We start from the raw sequence: 23,099 nt of genomic DNA, 5'->3' as shown, positions 1-23,099 counted from the left end.
TATCCAGGTCGTTTTATTGTTTCACGTATTCCAAAATGTTGATGGCGGCAGAACGGGCATCGGCCAGGGTGTCGGTCAGGTTCATAGGGGCCCCGCTACATCCGGCGATGAAAACACCTTCCTTGTTGGTCAGGTTATTCCGGTAATGAGGATCTTGTGATTTAATAAAACCGTTCGGGGCGAGCTCCAATCCTAAAGTTTGCGCCATATGACGGTTTCCTTCGGAAGATTCCATGCCTATCAATAAAATCATCATGTCGAGGGTCATACGCAACGGTTTACCGACCAGCGTGTCTTCAACCTTAATGACGATTTGTTTTTCCATGTTTTCAGCGGCTTCGGAGAGTCGTCCCCGGACAAATTTAATATTGTATTTTTCCTGTGCTTCCCGGTACATCTCCTCGTACCCCGGGCCAAACATACGCATATCCATATAAAAGCAGAGGATTTCAGTTTCCGGTAGTAATTCCCGTAGTTCAATAGCTTGCTTTACCCCGGTGATGCAACATAGTTTGGAGCAATGGTAATTACAAACCTTTTCGTCGCGGGAGCCGACGCAATGAATAATTCCTATTCTCCGGGGTATTTTGCCCTTACGGGTTCGAATGATGTGGTTATAGAACATGTTTTCCAGTTCTACGGAGGTGATCACGTTCTCGTATATGCCGTAACCGTACTCTTCTTTTCGTTTAGCGTCGAATAATTTGAAACCTGCCGTTATCAGCACGGCTTTTCCTTCGATTAAACTGCCGTCGCTCAGTAATACCGAGTAGTTTCCTTCTTTCGATTTTTCCGTTTTCCGGGGTTCCATTCCCAGGTGTAGGTTGATGCCGGGGTGATTCAGGTGCTCTTTCAGTTGGTCGTTAAGGGTTTTGGCGTATTTCCGGTCGGGAAACAGTTGGTACCAGTTATTCAGGTTACCTCCCGTTTCATTGTTTTTTTCCACTAATTCCACGCGGATACCCTGGTTAGCCAATTGATAGGCAGCTTCACATCCTGCCGGTCCTGCTCCTATGATGATAACGGTTTCCATCTATATTGTTTTAATTTGTATGATTTCTCTTTTTACTTAATGACCTTTATTCTCTGATTTTTAAATAGGTCGGGCATTTGGGACGTCCGATATCCTCTCCCTTTTTGTTTTTATATTTGGCTTCCGGATCGTAGCGAACTCCCATTTTATCCAGAAGGGGTTCAACGGATACCTGATGCATTTGCAGTCCTATTTCCCAGGGATCATACCCTAACACCAAGGCTGCCAACTCCTCGTAAGTCAGCACGGGTATTCCGTAACCGTTGGTTCCGTAAGTGATACCTTCCATTTCGCTGATCGTGTATTGCCATTTATCCAGGAACATGGCGCATCCCGGACAATTAGCCACGATAAAATCCGGTTCATAGGGTTGCATGGATTCGAATTTTTTCTTTGAGTTGGCCACGGAATATCCCCGGTTCGCCATGACTAAGTATTGCCGGAATCCGAATCCGCAGCAATGGCGTCGTTCCGGGTAATCGATGACATCTCCGCCCCAAGCGTAGATCATGCCTGAAAGTACGGCCGGGAATTCCGCTCCCCCAATACCTTTGGTGGGAAACATCTTGGAATAGTGACACCCGATATGATCCACTCCCCGGAGCGGCCTACCGGTATGTACATCGATGAGCTTGTATTGAGCTTGCTGAAAAATTTCATTTCGGAATTTATACATCACATCGGAGGTGTGAGCCAGGTTCTTGGGTTTGTTGAATTCCCGCTTAGTGGCTTTCCACAGGTATTCCCGTATTTTCTCCTCTATTTCGGGATGGTGCTCCCAGGTCTCCAGAATTTCCGTGTATATACCGAAGGACGTGATGCAGGAGGGGGTCATATTCTCGTACCCTGCTTCCGTCATTAATGCAAAATGGCGTGCAACGACCGTCATAATGGTTTCGGCAGGAACGATATCAGAGTGATAGCCTATTCCGGTACACGTTGTATGGCGAGGATCGTCCAGCAGGTCTTTTCCCAGTTTGTTTTTCATGATGTCCACGTAGGCCCACTCCGATCCGGGAAAAAAGGTCTGACGGATACAACTTCTCGCGTAGTAGTATTTATCATCAGCAATCTCTTTCTGATAATCTTTCCATATTTGTTGTTTCCCCTCGAGATTCATAATATTTTATTTACAATTTATGATTTATGACTTTGAGCGGTCTTATTGGTGGTTGTTACTATTCTCCATGTAAGTTTTTAGAAAATAAGACTCTTCCAGGTCGATTCCGGTTTCTTTCGCTTTATCTCGTGAACATTGTTCGATGTGGTTCATGAATTCGGTTCCCCCGGTGACGTTGAATATCTCCCGGAGTTCCTGCATGCTTTCCGCGTTGATTTCCCTCATGGCTCCCGCTCCCGGTTTCCGGTAATTGGAGTGTAAACGGTCATACACGTCGTCCAAGTGTTCGTATATCCATTCCCACACCGGTCCCTGTTCCGGATGCATTTCCGGTTTGACCAAATCGGGAGTTACACAATATCCCCGTTTTAATACCGATTCTCCGATGACATGTTTGAGGGCATATTGCTGACGTCCTTTTTCGGAATAAACGAAATAGCCTAATTCCTGAGAAGCTCGGCGCAATGCCATGATGACAAGTCCCGGGGTATTGCATCGCGGACAGCGGGTTTTACAGGACATACATTCTCCACAGTACCAGATGGTATCACTTTTCAGTAAGTTTCTAATTTCTTCTTCGTCATCCCGTTGAACGGTTTCTACAATCATGCGCGGGTCGTAGTTGTAAAACTCTGCGGCAGGGCATATGGCTGTACATACTCCACAATTCATGCAGCTATTCATTCCCTCGATGAAATGGATGTCTTCGCGTAATTTTTTCAATATCTCGGACATGTCTTTCGATTTTTACCGTTTTATAAAAAATTTCCCATACGATGAGATTTTGCAAAATTAAACCTTATGATTTGTTTATTAAAGGAGGCAAATACCTATTGCGAATGTGTATTTATACCACCCCTTTTCTGTTCGTTTGAAACTTAGATTTTTACTTCCCGTATATAGAGGATATGAAATACTTTAAATACTAATTTTATGGAACAGAAGATTAAAGGGACTTTAACGGAAGCCAATCTTTTAAAATCATTTGCCGGAGAATCACAGGCAAAGAATCGGTATACGTTCTTTTCTGAAGTGGCAAAAAAAGAGGGATACGAGCAGATTGCGGGGATATTTTACGAGACTGCGCTTCAGGAAGAGATACACGCGAAACGCTTTTTCAGCGAGTTGCCGGGAGGTATGTTGGAAATAACGGCTTCTTATCCTAGCGGGATCATTTTGGATACGGCTAATAACTTGCGGGAAGCGGCAGAAGGAGAATACGATGAATGGCATCATCTTTATCCTGAATTTGCCCGGGTCGCGGAAGAAGAAGGATTTAAGAAAATTGCCACGATGTACCGGATGATCATTGAAGCGGAGAAAAATCATGAAGCCCGTTACCTGAAACTTCTTTCGAATTTGGATGAGGGTATCGTATTTAAACGTTCTCAACCGACGAGGTGGTATTGCCGGAGATGCGGTTATATCCATGAGGGGCCGGAAGCTCCTAAAGTTTGTCCGGCTTGCCTGCATCCGCAAGCTTATTTTGAGTTGTTTAAGGAAAACTATTAATACAGACGTTCGGTTAAAGCAGATTGCCTGTTTTAAGCCGATTTCGAGAAGTATGAAAGATGCTGTCTTTTTTGAGGACGGCATCTTTTGTTTTTGAATTTATGAGGAAGATTCGACTATTCTTGTTATTTTTGTTTGGTTAAAGACAATGGATATGCAGGAGTATCAATTAAGTGGATTCAGGATTCTCGAGTATGACGAATTGGAGTCTACCAATAGTGAAGCCGCTCGTTTGGGGTGGAAAGAGTTGGAGGATAAGATGGTGATTTTGACTTACCGGCAAACTCAAGGAAAGGGACAGGTAGGGAATCATTGGGAGAGCGAACCGGGTAAAAATATCTCTATGACCGTTGTTTTTAAACCGGAGGGCTTGCTTGCCGGGGAACAATTTGCCGTGTCGATGGCCGTTGCCTTGGGGACGCATGATTTCCTTTCCCGTTATGTGGAAAACGTATTCGTAAAATGGCCGAATGATGTTTACGCAGGAGAGCGAAAGATTGCGGGTATATTGATCGAACACGCGGTTTTGGGAAGGGAGGTCGCTTTTTCTTTTTGTGGCATCGGATTGAATGTAAATCAATCCCGTTTCTTATCGGATGCTCCTAATCCGGTTTCTCTCGTGCAGTTAACGGGGACGGAGAAGAATCTGACTGAAACATTGGCCGAGTTGTTGTCTGCAATAGGTCGGCGCTACGAACAAGTTTACGATTACGATAAGTTAGAAAAAGATTTTATATCCGTGCTTTATCGCCGGGAAGGGGTATATCGTTGGAAAGACGAACAAGGAATTTTCCGGGCTTCTGTTTTGGGAATAAATGAATACGGACAACTCCTGTTGAGAGATACGGAGGGAAAAGAGCGGGTTTACGGGTTTAAAGAAGTAGCGTATCTTTAAATGGTTTTAGAGAAATGAAAAACGGGAGTATGTTAGGGGCGGTTGAACAGGGATTTTCTAATTTTTTTCTTGTTGATAAATAGGAAGATAGAACTAAAAAATGACGGGAAGTAGGGTGCGGGAGAAGGATTAAAAAAAGATATTTATTATTTTTGTGCAAAACGAACATAAAATATGGTAGAGAATTATTCGGAAGAATCTATTCGAACGTTGGACTGGCGGGAACACATACGACTACGGCCGGGTATGTATATTGGGAAGTTAGGCGACGGGGCTGCGATGGATGACGGAATTTATATTTTGGTGAAAGAGGTGATTGATAACTCCATTGATGAGTTTGCCATGGGTGCGGGGAGTGAGATCGTTATAAACGTAGAGGAACGGACGGTGTCTGTACGGGATTTCGGACGAGGCATTCCGTTAGGGAAATTGGTAGATGTTTCCTCTAAAATGAATACCGGTGCAAAATACGATTCCGAGGCCTTTAAAAAATCCGTAGGATTGAACGGCGTAGGAATCAAGGCCGTAAATGCTCTTTCTGAAAATTTTACTATTCAGTCTTTTCGGGATGGCGAGACAAAATATGTACGTTATAGTAAGGCTATCGTAGTGGAGGAGAAGGAGGTTGAGCCGACGAAAGAGCCTAACGGCACGTTAGTCACCTTTATTGCGGATAAGGAACTATTCGGAAATTATCATTTTATCATGGAGTACCTGGAGTCTATGTTCAAGAATTATGTTTTTTTGAATTCCGGGCTAACCATTGTTTTTAACGGACAAAAATTTTATTCGAAGCGAGGCTTATATGATCTTCTTACGGAGAACATGAATGGGGAGGGACTTTATCCGATTATCCATTTAAAGGGTTACGATATAGAGATGGCCATGACACATGGCCGTCAATACGGGGAGGAGTATTACTCGTTCGTGAACGGACAGAATACCACGCAAGGAGGAACACATTTAGTCGCTTTCCGGGAGGCTGTGGTAAAGACAATCCGTGATTTTTACAAAAAAGATTTTGATTTGTCGGATATCCGTACGTCGATAATTGCGGCAATCAGCATAAAAGTCCAGGAACCGGTATTCGAGTCTCAGACGAAGACCAAATTGGGTTCGAAGGATATAGCTCCGGAGGGGCCATCGGTTCGCAATTTTATCATGGATTTTGTGACGAAAGAGTTGGATAATTATTTGCACCGGAATCCGGATACGGCAGAATTGTTATTGCGTAAGATCATAGAGGCAGAGAAGGAGCGTAAGGCTATGTCCGGGATCCAGAAGATTGCAAGGGAGCGGGCTAAACAGGTAAGTCTGCATAACCGGAAGTTGCGGGATTGTCGGGTACACTTTAATTCGAATCACGAGAGAAAGACGGAGTCTTCGATCTTTATTACCGAGGGGGATTCTGCCAGCGGTTCTATTACAAAGTCACGGGATGTGAATACACAGGCTGTATTTAGTTTGCGCGGTAAGCCTTTGAATTCGTACGGACTGACGAAAAAGGTCGTTTACGAGAACGAGGAGTTCAATTTGTTGCAGGCTGCCTTGAATATTGAAAACGGTTTAGAGGATTTACGATATAATAACGTTATTATCGCGACGGATGCGGATGTGGACGGTATGCATATTCGTTTGTTGTTGCTGACTTTCTTTTTACAATTTTTCCCCGATTTAGTCAGGGCTGGTCATTTGTATATTTTACAAACGCCTCTTTTCCGCGTGCGAAACAAGAAGGAGACCCGGTATTGTTATTCCGATATAGACCGGGAAAAGGCTCTCAAGAGCTTGGGTCCGAAACCTGAAATTACCCGGTTCAAAGGATTAGGCGAGATCTCTCCGGATGAGTTCCGTCATTTTATAGGGAAAGATATTCGTTTGGAACCCGTACGAATGACGAGACAAGATTCAATAGACGATATATTGGCTTATTACATGGGGAAAAATACCAATGAACGTCAGGATTTTATTATTGAGAATCTTTACGTGGAAAAAGATGAAATTTGAGGTGTCGGATATGGAATTTGAAATGTAAAACGATAGAGGGTTTTGAATTTTAAGTTTTAAATTTGAATTATATTATGGCGGAAGAAGAAAATCAGGATAAGACGGAAGAAAACGAGGTAAAGGATGATACCGAAAATGCGGAAGTTCAGAATCGACAGGATGAGAATGGAAAGATTCGTTCTATACGTCATTTGTCGGGAATGTTCGAGACGTGGTTTTTGGATTACGCTTCTTACGTTATATTGGAACGAGCTGTTCCCTACGTGAATGACGGGTTGAAACCTGTGCAGCGTCGTATTTTGCACGCGATGAAGCAGATGGATGACGGTCGTTATAATAAGGTTGCCAATATTATCGGTAGTACGATGCAATACCACCCGCACGGGGATGCTTCTATCGGGGATGCTTTGGTACAATTGGGACAGAAAAACTTATTGGTCGATTGTCAGGGGAATTGGGGAAATATATTGACCGGAGATTCGGCTGCGGCTCCTCGTTATATAGAGGCTCGTTTGTCGAAATTTGCCTTAGAGGTCGCTTTTAACCCCAAAACCACGAATTGGAAATTGTCCTATGACGGACGGAACAAGGAGCCGGTCACGTTACCGGTAAAATTTCCCTTGTTGTTAGCTCAGGGGGTTGAAGGTATTGCCGTAGGATTGGCTTCTAAAATATTGCCGCATAATTTTAACGAGCTCTTGGATGCTTGTATCGCTTACTTGAAACACGAGGATTTTGTATTGTATCCGGACTTTCCTACCGGAGGTATGGTCGATGTTTCGAAATACAATGACGGAATCCGGGGAGGAAGTGTAAAGATTCGGGCAAAGATCGAGAAAGAGGCAAGTAATAAAATTTTAAAGATCACGGAGATTCCTTATGGTCGAACCACTTCTTCTTTGATTGACAGTATACTTAAAGCGAACGAGAAGGGTAAGATCAAGATCAAAAAGATTGACGATAATACGGCGGCAGACGTGGAAATTCTGGTTCATTTGGCCCCGGGTGTATCTTCGGATAAAACGATCGATGCCTTGTATGCCTGTACGGATTGTGAGTTATCTATTTCTCCCAATTCCTGCGTGATCGAAAACGACAAACCCGTGTTTATGCCGATAACCGACATCTTGAAAAAGTCGGTGGACGATACGGTTGCTTTGCTTCTGCTGGAGCTGAAGATTAGGTTGGGAGAATTAGAAGCGGACTGGCAATATTCCACGTTAGAAAAGATTTTTATTGAAGAACGGATCTATAAGGATAAGGAGTTTGAAGAGAGTGCCACGATAGAGGCCGTTATCGGTCATGTGCGTAAACGTTTGGAACCTTTTATGCCGCAGTTGTTGCGTCCCGTGACGGATGAGGATATAAAGCTGTTGTTGGAGATTAAGATGAAACGTATTCTTAAATTCAACTCGGAGCAAGCTGAAAATTATATCAAGGGATTGGAAGAGGAGATCACACGGGTGAAATACAATATGGAGCACATTATCCCTTACACGATAAAATATTACAAGAATATCAAGGATAAGTTCGGTAAAGGCCGGGAACGGCTTACCGAGATCCGGAATTTTGAAAATATCGAGGCAACCAAGGTCGTTGTGGCTAACGAAAAGCTTTATATCAACCGGGAGGAAGGTTTTATCGGTACGGCATTGAAGAAGGATGAATTCGTGTGTGAATGTTCCGATATCGATGATGTGATCGTGTTCCGGAAAGACGGTACGTATTACGTGACCAAGGTGGCCGATAAGTTATTTGTCGGAAAAGACGTACTATACGTGAACGTATTTAAGAAGAGTGATAAGCGGACGATCTATAACGTGGCATACCGGGACGGAAAAGTCGGAGCATCGTATGTGAAACGTTTCTTTGTGACGGGAACAACGAGAGATAAGCAATACAATCTGACGAAAGGAACTTCCGGTTCGAGGGTGCTTTATTTTAGTGCTAATCCCAATGGAGAGGCGGAGGTGATAAAGGTTTGCCTGAAACCAAAACCGGGAATGAAGAAGTTGGTTTTCGAGTATGATTTTGCCAATCTGGCGATTAAAGGGCGCGATTCGCAGGGAAATGTTCTGAGTAAAAATGATATTCATAAAATTTCTTTAGTACAGAAGGGTATATCGACTTTAGGCGGACGGAAAATCTGGTTTGACGAGGATATTTTGCGACTGAGTACGGACGAACGAGGACGTTACTTAGGTGAATTCCAGGGAGACGACAGGATATTAGTGATCAATAAAAATGGGACTTATTATACTTCTGACTTTGATTTAAGCAATCATTACGAGGAAGGTTTTTTGAAACTGGAAAAATTTGAACCCGATAAAATATGGTCAGCCGTATTTTTTGATGCCGAACAACAATTTTATTATCTGAAGCGATTCCGCTTTGAAGATAGTGCGAAGTTATTGTCGTTTATCGGGGATACGGAAGGCTCTCGTCTGGTGTGTTTGAGCGGAGAGGTTAGACCCCGTTTCGAGATTCTGTTCGGCGGACGCTACGAGAAGAGGCCGGGTGAGATCATCGTCGCTGACGAGTTTATTGCCGAAAAATCTTATAAGGCCCGTGGAAAACGGATGACGACCTATGATGTGAAGGAGATCCGGGAAATAGAACCTTTGGATGCGGGAGAGGAAGAGACGCAACCGGAAGGAGAAGAAGGGAGTTCCGTAGATTTTGAAATTACCAATCCGGATATGTTGAGCGGTGAATCTCAAATGACCTTAGATTTTGAATAATAACGCATGGAATAAACTCCAAAAGTAAATATGTCGAACTTTTGGAGTTTATTATGTCCCCGTTTAACGGATCAGGGATCGGATGTTTTCGATCAATAAACTGAGAGCGACGGAATTGAAACCGCCTTCCGGGATGATGATGTCTGCATATCGTTTGGAGGGTTCGACAAATTCGTCATGCATGGGTTTTACTGTTCCGAAGTATTGGGTCAGAACGGAGTCCATGCTTCTGCCCCGTTCCTGAACATCCCGGAGCAGGCGGCGTCCCAGGCGGACATCGGCATCGGTGTCCACGTATACTTTAACATCCATAAGATTTCTAAGTTCTTTATTTTCCAGGATCAGGATGCCATCGAGAATAATCACTTTTGTCGGATAGACTTTAACGGTTTCCGGTAGCCGATTGTGCTCCACGAAAGAGTAGACCGGACGTTCGACGGGGACACCGGCTTTTAGGGCAAGGATATGTTCGATCATCATATCGGTATCGAAGGAGGCCGGATGATCGTAATTCAATTTCGTACGCTCTTCGTAACATAATTCGTCATGTGCTTTGTAATAATAGTCGTGGCATAACGTAAGTACGTCTTCGCCGATAAAAGCTTCCTGTAATTTTTGAACAAGGGTTGATTTGCCGGAGGCTGTTCCGCCTGCTACTCCTATGATGGTTGTGTCTATCATGACCGTATCGATTATTTTGTACAAAAATAGTGATTTTTATTATAAGGTCTAAATGAATTTTTTGATTTACGATTCAATTCAGACTTTGCCGTTTTTTTATCGTCAATCTACAATTGTAAAGTGGAATAACTCCTCCGGGGCTTTGACGTTCCCGTCGGTCGTGTAGACGGATTTCGTTCACTACCCTCCGGGACTCGCTACGCTCAGACAAACCGTCGTGTGGTCGTTCCGAAACCCGAACACAACACTCGCCGTTCACTATTTATGCCCCTCCGTTTTTATCCTCGCTTCTCCAATCCGCAATCGGCAATCACCTAATCACTTAATTTGTCTAATTGTAAATTAATTTTGATTTAGGATTCAATTCAGATCTTGCTATCTTTAAATCGTCAATCTAAAATCGTCAATCTAAAATTGTAAAGTGGGATAACTCCTCCGGGTCTTTGACGTTCCCGTCGGTCGTGTAGATGTTTTTCGTTCGCTGTCCTCCGGGACTCGCTGTGCTCGGACAAACCGTCGTCCGGTCGTACCTAAAAGCTAACACGACGCTCGTCGTCCACTATTTATGCCCCTCCGTTTTTATCCCTGCTTCTTCAATCCGCAATCGGCAATCACCTAATCACTTAATCTCTGAATCTACAATCTTTTTATTCCCGTTTACAGATTTCATTGTAAGGGCAATGCTTACATTTTTCACGTAATGGGGTTTGTTCGAATGGATGATCGACGGAAAAGAGCTCTTCTATCAGTTGGACGAGTAAACGATTGAATTCCGGCTCGTATGGTTTGAACCGACAGATCGGTTCGTTATTGCATTTCAGCAAGTAGTTATAATTAGGGGTAAACAGTAGTTTGGTACTGTATATTCCCGGCTGTATCGGGTCTGTATCGGGGTTTTCGTATTCGTACATCATGCAATAGAGTAAGGTCTGAAAAGCTGCTTTGTTCCTTTGCTTATTCGTAGCGTCGAAGATGGAGGCCAGATCTTTGAAGTCGGTTTTATCCGTTCCTGTTTTATAGTCGATCACCCGGATTCCCCGAGAAGTTCTGTCTACCCGGTCGATGTCTCCTTCCACGTAGACGGTTTTGGTCCCCTCGGAGGTTTGAATGAGAACAGGTCTCCGGTAATCTTTTTCCATAGAGATGATTTGAAAAGGGCAAAGCGTTTTGTCGTATTCGAGTACTTTTTTGATGTATTTTTTTACCACGCTTAATACCAAATCGTTAGCTCCGCTTTCCATTATCTGAGATACGGCCGTGTCGTACAATGCGGAGTAGGCTTGTCGGATGTGTTTCTCGAGTAATGCCTCGTTTTGAGAAAGCATTTCTAATTTTTCAACTGTTATCTCGTCTTGGGAAAGCGTTTGATACAGGGTTTGGGTTGCCTGATGAAAAATGGTACCCAGAAGACGTTGATCCAGTTCTTCGGCGATCTCCTCTTTCTCTTTGATACGGGCTATGTATTTGAAATAGAACCTTAGGTGGCATTCCATGTACGTGTTTAATGCCGAAGGTGAAATACCCTTTTCCTCCTGTCGAGTATAACGCTCTAATTGTTGTAGTATACTTTTGTTTTTAGGGATAGTTAGTGAAGGAACGTTTTGGACGGAAATATCGTTCTGGAAGTTCGTTTCCTGTATCTGTAGTCCCGATTCGTATTTTATTTGGTAAAGGAAGCGGCTCATTTCCCCGCCGGAGATTCCTTTGGTGGTATTCGTGTATAGTAATTTAACTTGTTCCGCTCTTTGGAGTAGCCGATAAAAATAGTAGGCAAATAGCGCATCCTGGTGTTCCGGCGTGGGTAAATTGAATCCCAATCGAAGATTATACGGAATGAAAGAGGAACTATAGCTGCTTTTGGGGATGACGCCTTCATTGACGGATAGGAGTATCAGCTTCTTGAAGTCCAACATGCGGGTCTCCATTAATCCCATGACCTGCATACCTTCTAAAGGTTCCCCGGAGAAGGGAATGGATAGTTCTTGCAGAATCTTACTGATCATTCGAATGTAGAATGGATCGTCCGGGGTTATTTTTTCCTCGCGAAAGGTGTTTCCAATGCTTTGTATGATCGTGTACAGGGTAAAGATAAATTCTTTTTCAATAGCGGCATTTGCTTGCTCTTCCGTCGATAGGGATGCAAGTAACTTTTTTAACACGTTTAACAGGTATGTCGGTAAACTCTCTTCTTCCGAGGAAAAAATAGTTCGGGTTATTTCATTGAATTGCAGGCTTTTCTCTGCCACATACACGATATTCCGCGTGTTTATATAATCGGTTATCTGATGAATCTCTTCGGGACAAGCATTTTGGATCAGTTTATGGTTTAGTAGTGCGATGACAGGCTTATAATAGTAATAGGTCATCGTACTCTCTTTTTTGGCATAGTGCTTCAGATCTCCCAACATGGAGATCAGGGCAGCAATGGCGGTATTTCGGGCCGGATATCCCATCGTAATGTTGATTTTTCGGACGAAATCCGGAATAGAATGCAAGATAGGTGTCAGTAGTTTTTCGTCACATAAAACAATAGCCGTATCGATATAGGAGCTATTTGAATCCAGGTGGAAAGATTCCAGTAAAGAAGGGATTAGTTTAGCTTGCCCGATAACCGAAGGTACCGAAATATATTCGATGTGTTTGTTGTTGTAACGGAAATTGTTGAAATGTTCCAGTCCTAAGGCATTGGGAAAGAGTTTCATGTTTTCCCGGATGTATTGTCCGGCTTCATGATTTTCATTTGTTAGGTAATAGATGTCGTAATCCCAGTAGAATGAAGCTTTTCCGTTGTCTCTGAAATGGGAAAATATTTTTTTCTCACAGAAATTTAACGCGTTAAATCCGGCAAAGACGATGGATTTATCCGAGTGAACGGTGTTTATGTTTTCACAGAAAAGCCGTTGCCCCATTCCCTCGTAGCACAATTTCTCGGAAAGTAGTTTTTCTTTGAAACATTGATAGGTCGGATATAGTTTTTCCCATACGTGGATAAACTCCAGTTGTTCCGGGCTGAACTTATCGGGGTGGAAACTGCTCCAGAAATTTTGTATGATTTCGATTTGTTCCGGGGAAAGATAGGGGAAAGAACGTTCTATTTCTTTCAAAGCGGTCAGGTTTGAAAAGAGGTCTTTCGCGTTGACGAGGTATTTATCGATGTCGTCAAAATCCCCGAGTAGCATGTTTCCCCAATAATAAAAGTCGTCGAAGCGTTCCGTTGTTCCGGAAACGGATTGATAGGCTTTATAGAGTTTGATGATAAGGGGAAGGTCGTCTGTTTTCTTTAATCCCGTGTATCGTTCTATAAATTCTCCCAGCGTGATAATTTCCGGCATCCATACTGGTTTGTTGATAAAGGTTGCCAGTTCTTTTGCAAAGAACAGACCGGCACGTTTATTAGGGAAAATGATTGTCAGGTCATTGAAATCATCTCCTCGTTTTTGTATCAGATCCTTTGCCAATAGATGCAGAAATGAACTCATCGTTTTATTTATTATGGATAGCGAACTATTGCACTTGTTGCCGATACTCTGTCTATCCGTGGGATTTCGAATTATTATTACTAATTTTGCTTCGAAGCAAATTTACGATTTAAATTTACAATCTAAAATCAGATCTATGTTGAAAGAATTGTTATTAAAAAATAGAAGTTATCGTCGTTTTTACCAGGAGGTGAGGATAACGCCCGAGGAGCTGAAGAGCCTCGTGGAATTAACCCGTTATTGCGCTTCCGGCAGGAATGCTCAGCCCTTGAAATACAGAATGGTTACGGATGAAAATGAGTGCGATCGGGTTTTTCATACCTTGGCTTGGGCCGGTTATTTGACCGACTGGGTCGGACCGGAAGAGGGGGAACGTCCTTCTGCTTATTTGATACAGTTATTGGACACGAGTATCGTGGAGAACTGTTTATGTGATGACGGAATACAGGCACAAACGATTTTGCTCGGAGCGGTAGAAAAGGGGTATGGAGGATGTATCATAAAAGCTTTTAAAAACGATTCGTTGAGGGCTATTCTTCAACTACCGGATCATTTGAAGATCATGTACGTGATTGCTTTGGGAAAACCGAAAGAGACCGTTGTGTTGGAAGAGATGTGGGGAGAAGATTATAAGTATTGGAGGGAGAGCGACGGTTCCCATCATGTTCCTAAACGGGCGGTGCAGGATTTGTTGGTTTAATACGGGAGATGTGTTGTTTTATTCATAAATATTATTGAAATGAAGCTGTTATGTACGGAATATAATGTTACCGGAGAACAAACATGGGTGACTCTTGGAGATAACGCTTTGTTACGGAATAATGAAGATTTTTATATTCCAGCCTTTGCAACGGAGTTGAGTTGCGTTCCGCAACTGGTATTGCGTGTTTGTAAGATTGGCAAGGGAATATCCGAACGTTTTGCTTCCCGGTATTACGAGGAGGTGGGAATTGGTATTCGTTTTTATGCGGATAATCAGGAGAGGGAACTGTTCGGGAAGGGATTGTCTCCGGCAGTAGCTTCTTCTTTTGACGGAGCGGCAGCAATCTCCCCCTTGTGTAACCGGGAAAAGATAAGAGGAGAGTATGTCTTGGAGTTGAATGGGAAAGAGATCTTTAGAGAAAATGTAATGGGAGCTTCCATTACGCCGGAACAAGTTATAGCCGTGATGTCCGAATATTACATGTTGAAGATCGGAGACTATATTTACTGTGGAAATCCTTTTCGTTATCGCGGGCTTCAGATAGGCGATCATCTCAAGGGATACCTCGATGAGAAGTTACTTTTGGATTTTTATATTCGTTAAAAAAGTCGAGTGTGAAACTCGACTTTTTTAATTATTTGTTATATAAAAATCTTTTTATTTTATGGGTCGGAGTTTTCTCGAAAGGTTCATGTTGAGTCATGACCAATTGTAATTTGGAGAAATTATTGACACGGGCATTCACGTATTCGCGCAACTCTTTTTTCTGTTCTTCAATGTAGTCACTAATCATCGCCTTGTAATTATCGGCCTGATTCTTAAGGTTCTTATAATGCTTCTCCAGCTCTTCCATGTTGAAATGAACCATGGCAACCAGCTTACCGCTGTTTTCAACGACTAACGATTCGTTTACAAACCGGAAATTGTTGATGATGGATTCGATCTCTTCCGGGTAAATGTTTTCTCCCGAGGCACCTAAAATCATCGTTTTGATTCGACCGCGGATAGATAAACGGTTCTTTTTGTCGAAAGATCCTAAATCTCCCGTTTTAAACCATCCGTCCTCCGTGAAGACTTCGGCATTTAATTCGGGACGTTTGTAGTACCCCTTCATCACGTTGGGCCCCTTGATCCAGATTTCTCCTTCTCCTTTTTCATCCGGTTCGTTGATTTTGATGGAAACGCCCTCCATTATCGGCCCCACTCCTTGCAGGAATGTTCCTGACGGATTGGAACCTGCGGCCATAGGTGCTGTTTCGGTTAATCCGTAACCAATGGCATAGGGGAACCGCGCTTCTTTTAAAAATTGTTCGACAGTTCCGTCGATTTTGGAGCCACCGACCCCGAAAAATTTTAATTGTCCCCCGAATGTTTCCATTAATTTCTTACCTGCCATTCGGTTGAAGAATTTACGGGTCACAGAAAAACCGTATAGGGTACGAATAATTTTGTTACTATTGAATTTAGGAACAATTTGTGTTTTGTATATTTTCTCGATAATAAGCGGTACTGATAAGATAACCGTAGGATGAACCTTTTGCATGGCCGGAACTAAAAGTTTCGGGGTCGGTACTCGATCCAGATAGAAAATTTGTGCCCCGAACATAATCGGTAACAGTAAGCCCAAGGTATTTTCATAGGTATGTGCCATGGGAAGAATACTCAAAAAACGGTCCGATTCGTCTACATGCTGTATGGTACGGCACTGGCGGGCGTCCCAGACTAAATTTTTATGTGTCAATTCTACTCCCTTGGAAAATCCTGTCGTACCGGAAGTATAAATAATAGATGCCGTATCTTCTTCTTCTACCGTAATGTCGGGTAGTGGAGAATAATTATTAAGATCGATATCAGGAGTCAGTTTATCCAATTCTTCAGGGGCATAGCATCCTTCCGGAATGCTTGCAAAGTTATTGATTAAGATCTTATGTTTTAAGAACGGGGTCTTGACATCTTCCAGACATTTGGCCAAAAGGCGAGATACGAAAATTACTTTTACTTCGGCGTGTTCCAATATATTTTGAAGTTCTGTAGAGCAAAACCCGGGTAAGATCGGAACGGCAATAGCTCCTGTACTTGCGATTGCAAATTGAGTGATTCCCCAGTTCGGCATATTAGCACTTAGGATGGCTACTTTATCTCCTTTTTTTATATTTAGGTGAATCAAATGATTGGCAACAGCAATGACGTCATTGTATAAATCTTGGTAAGTTCTTTTCCCGCTAGCAACAAAGTTTAAAGAGAGATTTTTTGCGAACTTAGAACAGCTGTGTTTTAGCAGTTCAGGTAACGTCAATTTTTTTAAAGTCATAGTTAAACGTTTGAATTTTCCCAACAAAGATAATACAGAAAATCGTCCCTTATGGTTAAAATAATACAAAAAAGAGAGAATACGTTGTTAAATGAGAGGCAGGCGTAGGTTGGTTTTGTGAAAAATGCTAACGTTTGCGCTTGGAGATGTCGTTTTTATGAAAAAAAGACAGATTTATTTTTTATGTTTTGAAAAAGTATTCAAAATAAAAAATAAATCTGTCTTGATATTGCTTATTTCTCAGGAATAGCCTGCAAGGTTGCCTTCAGGAAATCCCAGAATTTAACGATAGAGGCAATGTTTACTTTTTCATCGGGAGAGTGTGGAGAACTGATGGTCGGTCCGAAAGAGATCATATCCCAGTTCGGGTAAGTGGACCCCAGAATACCACATTCCAATCCGGCATGGATGGCCATGATAGCAGGTTTTTTACCATACAATTTCTCGTATACATTTTCCATGGTTTTACGGATTGCGGAGTCCGGATTGGGCTTCCAGCCGGGATATTCTCCCACGAAATTGATTTGATCCGCTTTTGCCAGCTCGAAAACAGCCTGAACGGATTGGGCTAATGCCGTTTTTGCCGTTTCAACGGAAGAACGCATCAACATATAAACTTCCACTTTACCTTCTCCTCCTTTAACGATGGCAAGGTTATTGGATGTTTCTACCGTGTCGGGCATCGAATCGATCATTCTCATTGCACCGTTCGGACAGGCCACGATAGCATTGATGACATTGGCTTGCACTTGGGCATTCATTACGCTATCGGGCATGGAAACTTCCTCCGCGAATAATTGCAGTGTCGGTTCTTTAGCACTAAGTTCTGCTTTAAAGATGGCCTCGTATTCTTTAATTCTGTTTTGGAATTTATCAACATGGGCCGCGGGAAGAGTTACAATGGCAAATGCCTCGCGCGGAATGGCGTTTCTCATGTTTCCTCCTTCTACGGAAGCGATTCTTATGTTTAGCTCTTGTGCAACAGCTTTTAAGAAGCGAAAGAATAATTTATTCGCGTTTCCTCTTCCCAAGTTAATATCCATACCCGAATGTCCGCCTTTTAATCCTTTTAAGGCCAGTTTATAGGCTTTGTTTCCGGCCGGAACAGATTCCGGAGTGTAAGTAAAGTGAATTTCTCCGTCGATACCACCTGCACAACCGACGTATAACTCACCTTCTGTTTCCGAGTCCAAGTTTAAGAGAATATCTCCTTTTAACCAATTCGGACGAATGCCGTTAGCTCCGTCCATTCCCGTCTCTTCTGTGGCTGTAATCAGTACTTCTAACGGTCCGTGAGGAATGTCTTTGGATAGTAGTAATGCCATTCCCGTGGCAACACCGATTCCATTGTCAGCTCCTAAGGTTGTGCCGTCTGCCGTTACCCATTCTCCATCGATATAAGCGTCGATAGGATCTTTGGTAAAGTCATGTTTTTTATCTTCATTTTTTTGAGGAACCATGTCCAGATGACCTTGCAAAATTACCCCTTTACGGTTTTCCATTCCTGGAGTTGCGGGTTTGCTCAATAGTATATTATTGGCTTCGTCCATCTCGGCTTTTATTCCGTTTTCTTTTGCCCAGTTCATCACGAATTCTCTTGCTTTTTCTTCGTGGTTGGAAGGACGAGGAACTTGAGTCAGTTTGTAAAAGTTTTCCCAAATAGCCTTGGGTTCCAGCGTGCATATGCATTTGCTCATAATCTTTATTTTTTAAGTTAAACGATTTTTACTTTGCTGGCAATGAAGCGTATTTTCCCGAAAAATTCGGATATAATTTATCTCCAATGGCATTTTAAACGCCTAAAGTTATAAAAAAATCGTTGGATAGAATCATGAAAGGGTTAAAAATGGTTTTCTTACTTAAAGATTACGCCGGATTCCTTCCTGTACAAATTGAAGAAGTCCGGCGTATAAAAGTTGTTTAAATAGTTTTATTTTAGATGCTTATTCAGGTAATCCATGAATTTGCCGTACAAATGCAGACGTGTCATTCCTCCGAATATGCTGTGGTTACGATTGGTATAAATTTGCATATCGAATGGTTTATTGGCTTGTACCAAGGCTTCCGATAATTCATAAGCATTCTGGATGTGAACATTGTCATCTGCAGTTCCGTGACAAATTAATAAATGTCCCTTTAGTTTATCAGCCCAGTTGATCGGTGAGTTGTCATCATAACCGTTCGGGTTATCTTGAGGACGACGCATAAAACGTTCCGTATAAACGGAGTCATAAAATCTCCAGTTGGTGACCGGGGCTACTGCTATGGCCGTGGAGAAGACGTCGTTTCCTTTCATCAGGCAAAGAGAAGACATGAAACCTCCGTAACTCCATCCCCAGATACCTACCTTTGCCGGATCGATGTATGGTTTTTCTGCCAACCATTTGGCCGCAGCAATCATATCGTCACTTTCGATTTTACCTAACTGCATGTAAGTACATTTCCTGAATTCTTCTCCTCTTGCTCCAGTTCCCCGCGGATCTATGCAAGCTACGATATAGCCTTCCTGTGTCAGGTATTGTGTCCAGTCTATAGCCCAGGAATTATATACTTGTTGAGAATTAGGTCCGCTGTATTGAATGATTAATAACGGATAGGTTTGTTCCGGATTGAAATCCACGGGCTTCATGATCCACGCGTTGAGTTGAGTTGTTCCGTCAGCGGCCGGAATTTGAATGTATTCCCGTTGAGCCACGGAGTAATCTTTTAACGTCTCCTTTAGTGCCGCATTGTCTTCAAGTGTACGGATGGCTTTCCCGTTGGCCCCGTAAAGAGTAATAACAGGAGGGGTATTGGCATTGGAAACCGTGTTCACATAGTATTTGAAAGATTTACTAAACTCTGCATTGTTCCAGCCTTGCGTAGGGGTTAACAGTTTCTTTTTTCCTTTTAGGTCGATGGAATAGACGTATTTCTCGATAGGAGAAACCTCGTGAGAAGAGTAGTAGAATAATTTCTTTTCCGGATCGTACCCGTAAAAATCAGCTATGTCGAAATGACCGGAGGTAATAGCCTGTTTCTCCTTTCCGGCCATGTCGAAAAGATATAGATGGAGATAACCGTCTTTTTCACTACTGAATACGAAATATTGTCCGTCTTCCAAGAAAATAAGGTTATCGAAATTATTTTCATCTATGTAATATTTGTTCTCTTCCCGGTATAAGGTGGTCGTACTGCCTACCCGAGCGTTTGCCAGCAGAATTTCCAGTTTGTTTTGAAATCTGTTTAGTTTCAGTATGGCTAATTTTTTAGGATCGGTTGTCCATTTGATGCGCGGAATATAGATATCGGTTTCCTCTCCGATGTTCATAGGAGTGGTAACGCGGTCCTTTATGTCGTACACGTGTACGCTGACTTTGGAATTTGCTTCGCCGGCTTTCGGATATTTATAAGAGTAGTTAGAAGGATAAACGGCATTTTCTTTTAGTTCCGGTCTCTCCCCCTTGAACATATTCATATGGTATATCTTTACATCCGATTCATCGAATTTCATGAAAGCAATAGCTGATCCGTCGGGAGCCCATTCGAATGCTTTGTTGAATTCAAATTCTTCCTCGTAAACCCAATCCGGGGCGCCGTTAATGATGCTATTAAATTTTCCGTCGAAGGTAATCTGTAATTCCGAGCCGAAACGTAAATCTGCAATAAAGAGATTATTGTCCCGAACGAATGCTATCTTGGTCCCTTCCGGGGAGAAGGTGGCCAAACGTTGAGGTCCGCCTTCGGATAACGGTTTTAATTCTCTGTTTTTGAAATCAAACACGTAGTAATCTGCCGTGAAAGAACGGCGATAGATCGGTTTTATGTTCGTGCATATCAAAATGCGACTTTCGTCAGGACTGAATTCGTAATCCTGTATTGTTTTTACTTCTTTATATTTGGGATCACTAAGGTCCAACAGGGTGTTTACAGCCTTGCCGGTTTTGTAACTATACATAACTAATTTTTGTCCGTGGGATTCCAAAACGGTGTAATGTTCTCCGTCATTTAGTGAACGAAGACCCCGAACCCCCGTGGGCATAAATGTATAATTGAGACAGAAATCGGCCAAACTAAATTTTTTATTTTCGCTTTGTGCATATCCGGGTAAAGCCAACCCTACAATAAAAAGGAATACAATTAACTTGTAAAACATTCTCATAACCTATAATTTTTTAGCATTTTGAATCAAGTTCCAAAGATTCTATTTTTTTCTTTTATTTGAAAATGATTTGCCGATTTTAAGTTTAAAATAACGATTAAATGATTTGGAGCTTAAAATTTCGGAGGGATTTTACCGTGAAGGAAGCATTTCTCAATATTTAGAGGAAAGAGAGATGATTTTAATTTAAAATAATCATTATCTTTGCCGTTTCAAAAATGAAAGCGAATGAATTACACCCTTTTAGCGAAAGATAAGCAGAGTGAAGCAAGGTGTGGCGTGTTAACAACAGACCATGGAGCCATTGAGACCCCCATTTTTATGCCGGTAGGAACAGTAGGAACCGTGAAGGCTGTTCATGCTCGTGAGCTAAAAGAGGATATTCATGCTCAAATCATTTTAGGAAATACGTATCACCTCTACCTGAGACCGGGTACGGACGTGTTACAGGCCGTAGGTGGTTTGCATAAATTTAACGCGTGGGATAGACCGATATTGACAGATAGTGGCGGTTTTCAGGTATTTTCTTTAACGGATAGCCGGAAGATTACAGAAGAAGGGGTTACTTTTCGTTCTCATATTGATGGTTCAAAACATCTTTTCACACCGGAGAACGTGATGGATGTCCAGCGTAAGATAGGTGCGGATATCGTGATGGCCTTCGACGAATGCCCTCCCGGACAAAGCGATTATGCTTATGCTAAAAAATCTTTGGAATTGACACAAAGGTGGTTGGAGCGCTGTGTGAAACGTTTTGATGTAACGGAGCCGTTATACGGTTACCATCAGTCTTTATTTCCGATTGTTCAAGGATGTGTGTATAAAGATCTTCGGGAACGTGCCGCTGAGCATGCGGTGGCTTTGGAACGGGAAGGATATGCTATTGGAGGATTGGCGGTGGGAGAGCCTGCGGAATCGATGTACGCGATGATTGAGATCGTGAATCGGATTTTGCCGAAAGACAAACCCCGTTATTTGATGGGCGTCGGTACGCCTGAGAATATTTTAGAAGCCATCGCTTTGGGAGTGGATATGTTCGATTGTGTTATGCCTACCCGGAATGGAAGGAACGGGATGTTGTTTACGACGGAGGGAGTAATTAATATTAAGAATAAAAAATGGGAAAAGGATTTTTCACCCATTGATCCTTTAGCGCTCTCTTTCGTGGATAAAGATTATTCAAAAGCTTATTTGCGCCATTTGATTAAGGCAGATGAAATTTTAGGGTTGCAAATTTGTTCGATCCATAATTTGTCCTTTTATTTGTGGTTGGTAAAAGAGGCGCGGAAACATATATTGGAAGGTGATTTTCTTGAGTGGAAAACGAAAACAATAAAAAAAGTGACAACTCGGTTGTAGATGAAAAAACTGGATATATATATTATACGAAAGTTTCTGGGTACCTTCTTTTTTTCAATGGTACTCATACTTAGTATTGTTATCGTTTTTGATCTTTCGGAGCGTTTGGAGAAATTCATAGAGAATAGTGCTCCGGTCAATGCTATTATTTTTGATTACTACCTGAATTTTGTGCCTTATTTCGCGAATGTATTCTCCTCTCTGTTCACATTTATTTCAGTCATCTTCTTTACTTCCAAAATGGCTTATAATAGTGAGATCATAGCTATTTTGAGTACGGGAACCAGTTTTAGTCGGATGGTACGTCCTTATATGATTTCGGCGGGCGTTATTGCGATATTGTCCTTGTTGTTGACAGCTTTTATCATCCCTAATGCCAATAAGAAGCGAATAGAGTTTTCGGAAAAATACATTTGGAAAACTTTTCAAAATCGGGAGAAGAATATTCATCGTCAAGTTGCTCCCGGTTCTTATATTTATATGTCTTCTTTTTCAGTCGGCCCTAAAGTCGGATATGATTTTTCATACGAGAATTTTCGGGGGGATACGTTAATAAATAAATTGAATGCCCGATTGATCGAATGGAACGAGAATAAAGGAAAATGGACGATTAAGGATTGGACGTATAGAGAATTTGACGGGATGAAAGAGACATACACAACAGGTCGGCAGATCGATACTTTATTGAATTTTACTCCGGCGGAATTTTCAGAAGATCCCAAAAAGATAAAGGAGCGTTTAACTCTGCCGGAATTGAATGAGTACATTGACCGACAAAAGTTGAGGGGAAGTAGTAATGTTGTTGAATTTCAGATCGAGAAATACAGGATATTCTCCAATGCTTTTGCCACTTTTATCCTGACCTTGATTGGGGTGAGTATTGCTTCTCGAAAAATTCGGGGAGGGATGGGATTCCATCTGGGATTAGGGTTGTTGATCAGTTTTTCTTATATTCTATTTATGCAATTTTCAACGGTATTTGCAACCAATGGAAATATGAATCCGTTATTAGCAGTATGGATACCTAATATCCTGTATGCTTTTGTAGCATTTTTTGTTTATCGGACAGCTCCGAAATAATTTGAATCGGGAGTATAATTTAATTAAAAAAATAGAA

The 23,099-nt window shown here is 42.2% G+C and carries 16 protein-coding genes; 8 read left to right on the top strand and 8 right to left on the bottom strand.

Annotated elements, in window-relative coordinates:
- Positions 1-13: 13 nt before the first annotated feature.
- From QZR76_RS01960 to QZR76_RS01950, 3 genes are read right to left on the bottom strand one after another with little or no spacing between them, the layout of a single operon-like run.
- Positions 14-1,033 (bottom strand): FAD-dependent oxidoreductase, encoded by a 1,020-nt coding sequence (locus tag QZR76_RS01960; protein ID WP_294139897.1) that lies wholly within the window; start codon positions 1,031-1,033, stop codon positions 14-16.
- Between the two features lie 46 nt (positions 1,034-1,079).
- Positions 1,080-2,153, bottom strand: a complete 1,074-nt coding sequence (locus QZR76_RS01955) for a heterodisulfide reductase-related iron-sulfur binding cluster (protein ID WP_294139896.1) — start codon at positions 2,151-2,153, stop codon at positions 1,080-1,082.
- Positions 2,154-2,195: 42 nt separating this feature from the next.
- Entirely contained in the window at positions 2,196-2,888 is a 693-nt protein-coding gene (locus QZR76_RS01950) for a 4Fe-4S dicluster domain-containing protein (protein WP_294139895.1), read from the bottom strand.
- A gap of 198 nt (positions 2,889-3,086) precedes the next feature.
- Here QZR76_RS01950 and rbr point away from each other — a divergent pair, with 198 nt between their 5' ends.
- The 4 genes from rbr (at position 3,087) to QZR76_RS01930 (ending at position 9,308) form a co-directional block, all read left to right on the top strand.
- Complete coding sequence (gene rbr / locus QZR76_RS01945) at positions 3,087-3,665, top strand: rubrerythrin (protein WP_294139893.1); 579 nt, start codon at positions 3,087-3,089, stop codon at positions 3,663-3,665.
- A 154-nt stretch (positions 3,666-3,819) separates the two neighbouring features.
- A complete protein-coding gene (locus QZR76_RS01940; protein ID WP_294139891.1) occupies positions 3,820-4,560 on the top strand; it encodes a biotin--[acetyl-CoA-carboxylase] ligase in 741 nt (246 codons plus the stop codon).
- Between the two features lie 174 nt (positions 4,561-4,734).
- Positions 4,735-6,567 carry a DNA topoisomerase IV subunit B gene (locus QZR76_RS01935; RefSeq protein WP_294139890.1) on the top strand — a complete coding sequence of 611 codons (1,833 nt, stop codon included), beginning with the start codon at positions 4,735-4,737 and terminating at the stop codon, positions 6,565-6,567.
- A gap of 74 nt (positions 6,568-6,641) precedes the next feature.
- Complete coding sequence (locus QZR76_RS01930) at positions 6,642-9,308, top strand: DNA gyrase/topoisomerase IV subunit A (RefSeq protein ID WP_294139889.1); 2,667 nt, start codon at positions 6,642-6,644, stop codon at positions 9,306-9,308.
- Positions 9,309-9,371: 63 nt separating this feature from the next.
- Here QZR76_RS01930 and udk read toward each other — a convergent pair whose 3' ends face one another.
- Positions 9,372-9,986, bottom strand: coding sequence for a uridine kinase (gene udk / locus QZR76_RS01925; protein WP_286137461.1), 615 nt, complete (start codon positions 9,984-9,986; stop codon positions 9,372-9,374).
- A gap of 650 nt (positions 9,987-10,636) precedes the next feature.
- Positions 10,637-13,468, bottom strand: coding sequence for a PD-(D/E)XK nuclease family protein (locus tag QZR76_RS01920; RefSeq protein ID WP_294139887.1), 2,832 nt, complete (start codon positions 13,466-13,468; stop codon positions 10,637-10,639).
- 136 nt (positions 13,469-13,604) lie between these two features.
- Between QZR76_RS01920 and QZR76_RS01915 the strand changes: the two genes are divergently transcribed.
- Together QZR76_RS01915 and QZR76_RS01910 are read left to right on the top strand one after the other, a co-directional pair.
- On the top strand, positions 13,605-14,168 hold the full coding sequence (locus tag QZR76_RS01915; protein ID WP_294139886.1) for a nitroreductase family protein: 564 nt from the start codon (positions 13,605-13,607) through the stop codon (positions 14,166-14,168).
- Between the two features lie 39 nt (positions 14,169-14,207).
- A complete protein-coding gene (locus QZR76_RS01910) occupies positions 14,208-14,774 on the top strand; it encodes a fumarylacetoacetate hydrolase family protein (RefSeq protein WP_294139884.1) in 567 nt (188 codons plus the stop codon).
- A gap of 31 nt (positions 14,775-14,805) precedes the next feature.
- On the opposite strand, the gene QZR76_RS01905 is transcribed toward QZR76_RS01910, so the two are convergent.
- The 3 genes from QZR76_RS01905 to QZR76_RS01895 form a co-directional block, all read right to left on the bottom strand.
- Positions 14,806-16,482 carry an AMP-binding protein gene (locus QZR76_RS01905; RefSeq protein WP_294139882.1) on the bottom strand — a complete coding sequence of 559 codons (1,677 nt, stop codon included), beginning with the start codon at positions 16,480-16,482 and terminating at the stop codon, positions 14,806-14,808.
- Between the two features lie 233 nt (positions 16,483-16,715).
- Positions 16,716-18,179, bottom strand: coding sequence for an aminoacyl-histidine dipeptidase (locus QZR76_RS01900; protein WP_294139881.1), 1,464 nt, complete (start codon positions 18,177-18,179; stop codon positions 16,716-16,718).
- A gap of 233 nt (positions 18,180-18,412) precedes the next feature.
- The gene (locus tag QZR76_RS01895) at positions 18,413-20,623 is read right to left on the bottom strand and encodes a S9 family peptidase (RefSeq protein ID WP_294139879.1); all 2,211 of its coding nucleotides are present in this window, start codon (positions 20,621-20,623) and stop codon (positions 18,413-18,415) included.
- Positions 20,624-20,851: 228 nt separating this feature from the next.
- On the opposite strand from QZR76_RS01895, the gene tgt reads away from it, so the two are divergent.
- Positions 20,852-21,982 carry a tRNA guanosine(34) transglycosylase Tgt gene (gene tgt, locus QZR76_RS01890; RefSeq protein ID WP_294139877.1) on the top strand — a complete coding sequence of 377 codons (1,131 nt, stop codon included), beginning with the start codon at positions 20,852-20,854 and terminating at the stop codon, positions 21,980-21,982.
- Entirely contained in the window at positions 21,983-23,062 is a 1,080-nt protein-coding gene (locus QZR76_RS01885; RefSeq protein ID WP_294139875.1) for an LptF/LptG family permease, read from the top strand. It abuts the gene before it with no gap.
- Positions 23,063-23,099: the final 37 nt, after the last annotated feature.

The sequence above is a fragment of the uncultured Sanguibacteroides sp. genome, from assembly GCF_900543425.1.
Lineage (GTDB): Bacteria > Bacteroidota > Bacteroidia > Bacteroidales > Marinifilaceae > Gabonibacter.
The sequence above is the reverse complement of the archived record's forward strand: the minus strand, read 5'-3'. Positions and strand labels throughout refer to the sequence as shown.

Bases quoted from the DNA above. Each gene is read 5' to 3' on its own strand.
- QZR76_RS01960 (WP_294139897.1), bottom strand. From the start codon at position 1,033: ATGGAAACCGTTATCATCATAGGAGCAGGACCGGCAGGATGTGAAGCT.
- QZR76_RS01955 (WP_294139896.1), bottom strand. From the start codon at position 2,153: ATGAATCTCGAGGGGAAACAACAAATATGGAAAGATTATCAGAAAGAG.
- QZR76_RS01950 (WP_294139895.1), bottom strand. From the start codon at position 2,888: ATGTCCGAGATATTGAAAAAATTACGCGAAGACATCCATTTCATCGAG.
- rbr (WP_294139893.1), top strand. From the start codon at position 3,087: ATGGAACAGAAGATTAAAGGGACTTTAACGGAAGCCAATCTTTTAAAA.
- QZR76_RS01940 (WP_294139891.1), top strand. From the start codon at position 3,820: ATGCAGGAGTATCAATTAAGTGGATTCAGGATTCTCGAGTATGACGAA.
- QZR76_RS01935 (WP_294139890.1), top strand. From the start codon at position 4,735: ATGGTAGAGAATTATTCGGAAGAATCTATTCGAACGTTGGACTGGCGG.
- QZR76_RS01930 (WP_294139889.1), top strand. From the start codon at position 6,642: ATGGCGGAAGAAGAAAATCAGGATAAGACGGAAGAAAACGAGGTAAAG.
- QZR76_RS01920 (WP_294139887.1), bottom strand. From the start codon at position 13,468: ATGAGTTCATTTCTGCATCTATTGGCAAAGGATCTGATACAAAAACGA.
- QZR76_RS01915 (WP_294139886.1), top strand. From the start codon at position 13,605: ATGTTGAAAGAATTGTTATTAAAAAATAGAAGTTATCGTCGTTTTTAC.
- QZR76_RS01910 (WP_294139884.1), top strand. From the start codon at position 14,208: ATGAAGCTGTTATGTACGGAATATAATGTTACCGGAGAACAAACATGG.
- QZR76_RS01905 (WP_294139882.1), bottom strand. From the start codon at position 16,482: ATGACTTTAAAAAAATTGACGTTACCTGAACTGCTAAAACACAGCTGT.
- QZR76_RS01900 (WP_294139881.1), bottom strand. From the start codon at position 18,179: ATGAGCAAATGCATATGCACGCTGGAACCCAAGGCTATTTGGGAAAAC.
- QZR76_RS01895 (WP_294139879.1), bottom strand. From the start codon at position 20,623: ATGAGAATGTTTTACAAGTTAATTGTATTCCTTTTTATTGTAGGGTTG.
- tgt (WP_294139877.1), top strand. From the start codon at position 20,852: ATGAATTACACCCTTTTAGCGAAAGATAAGCAGAGTGAAGCAAGGTGT.
- QZR76_RS01885 (WP_294139875.1), top strand. From the start codon at position 21,983: ATGAAAAAACTGGATATATATATTATACGAAAGTTTCTGGGTACCTTC.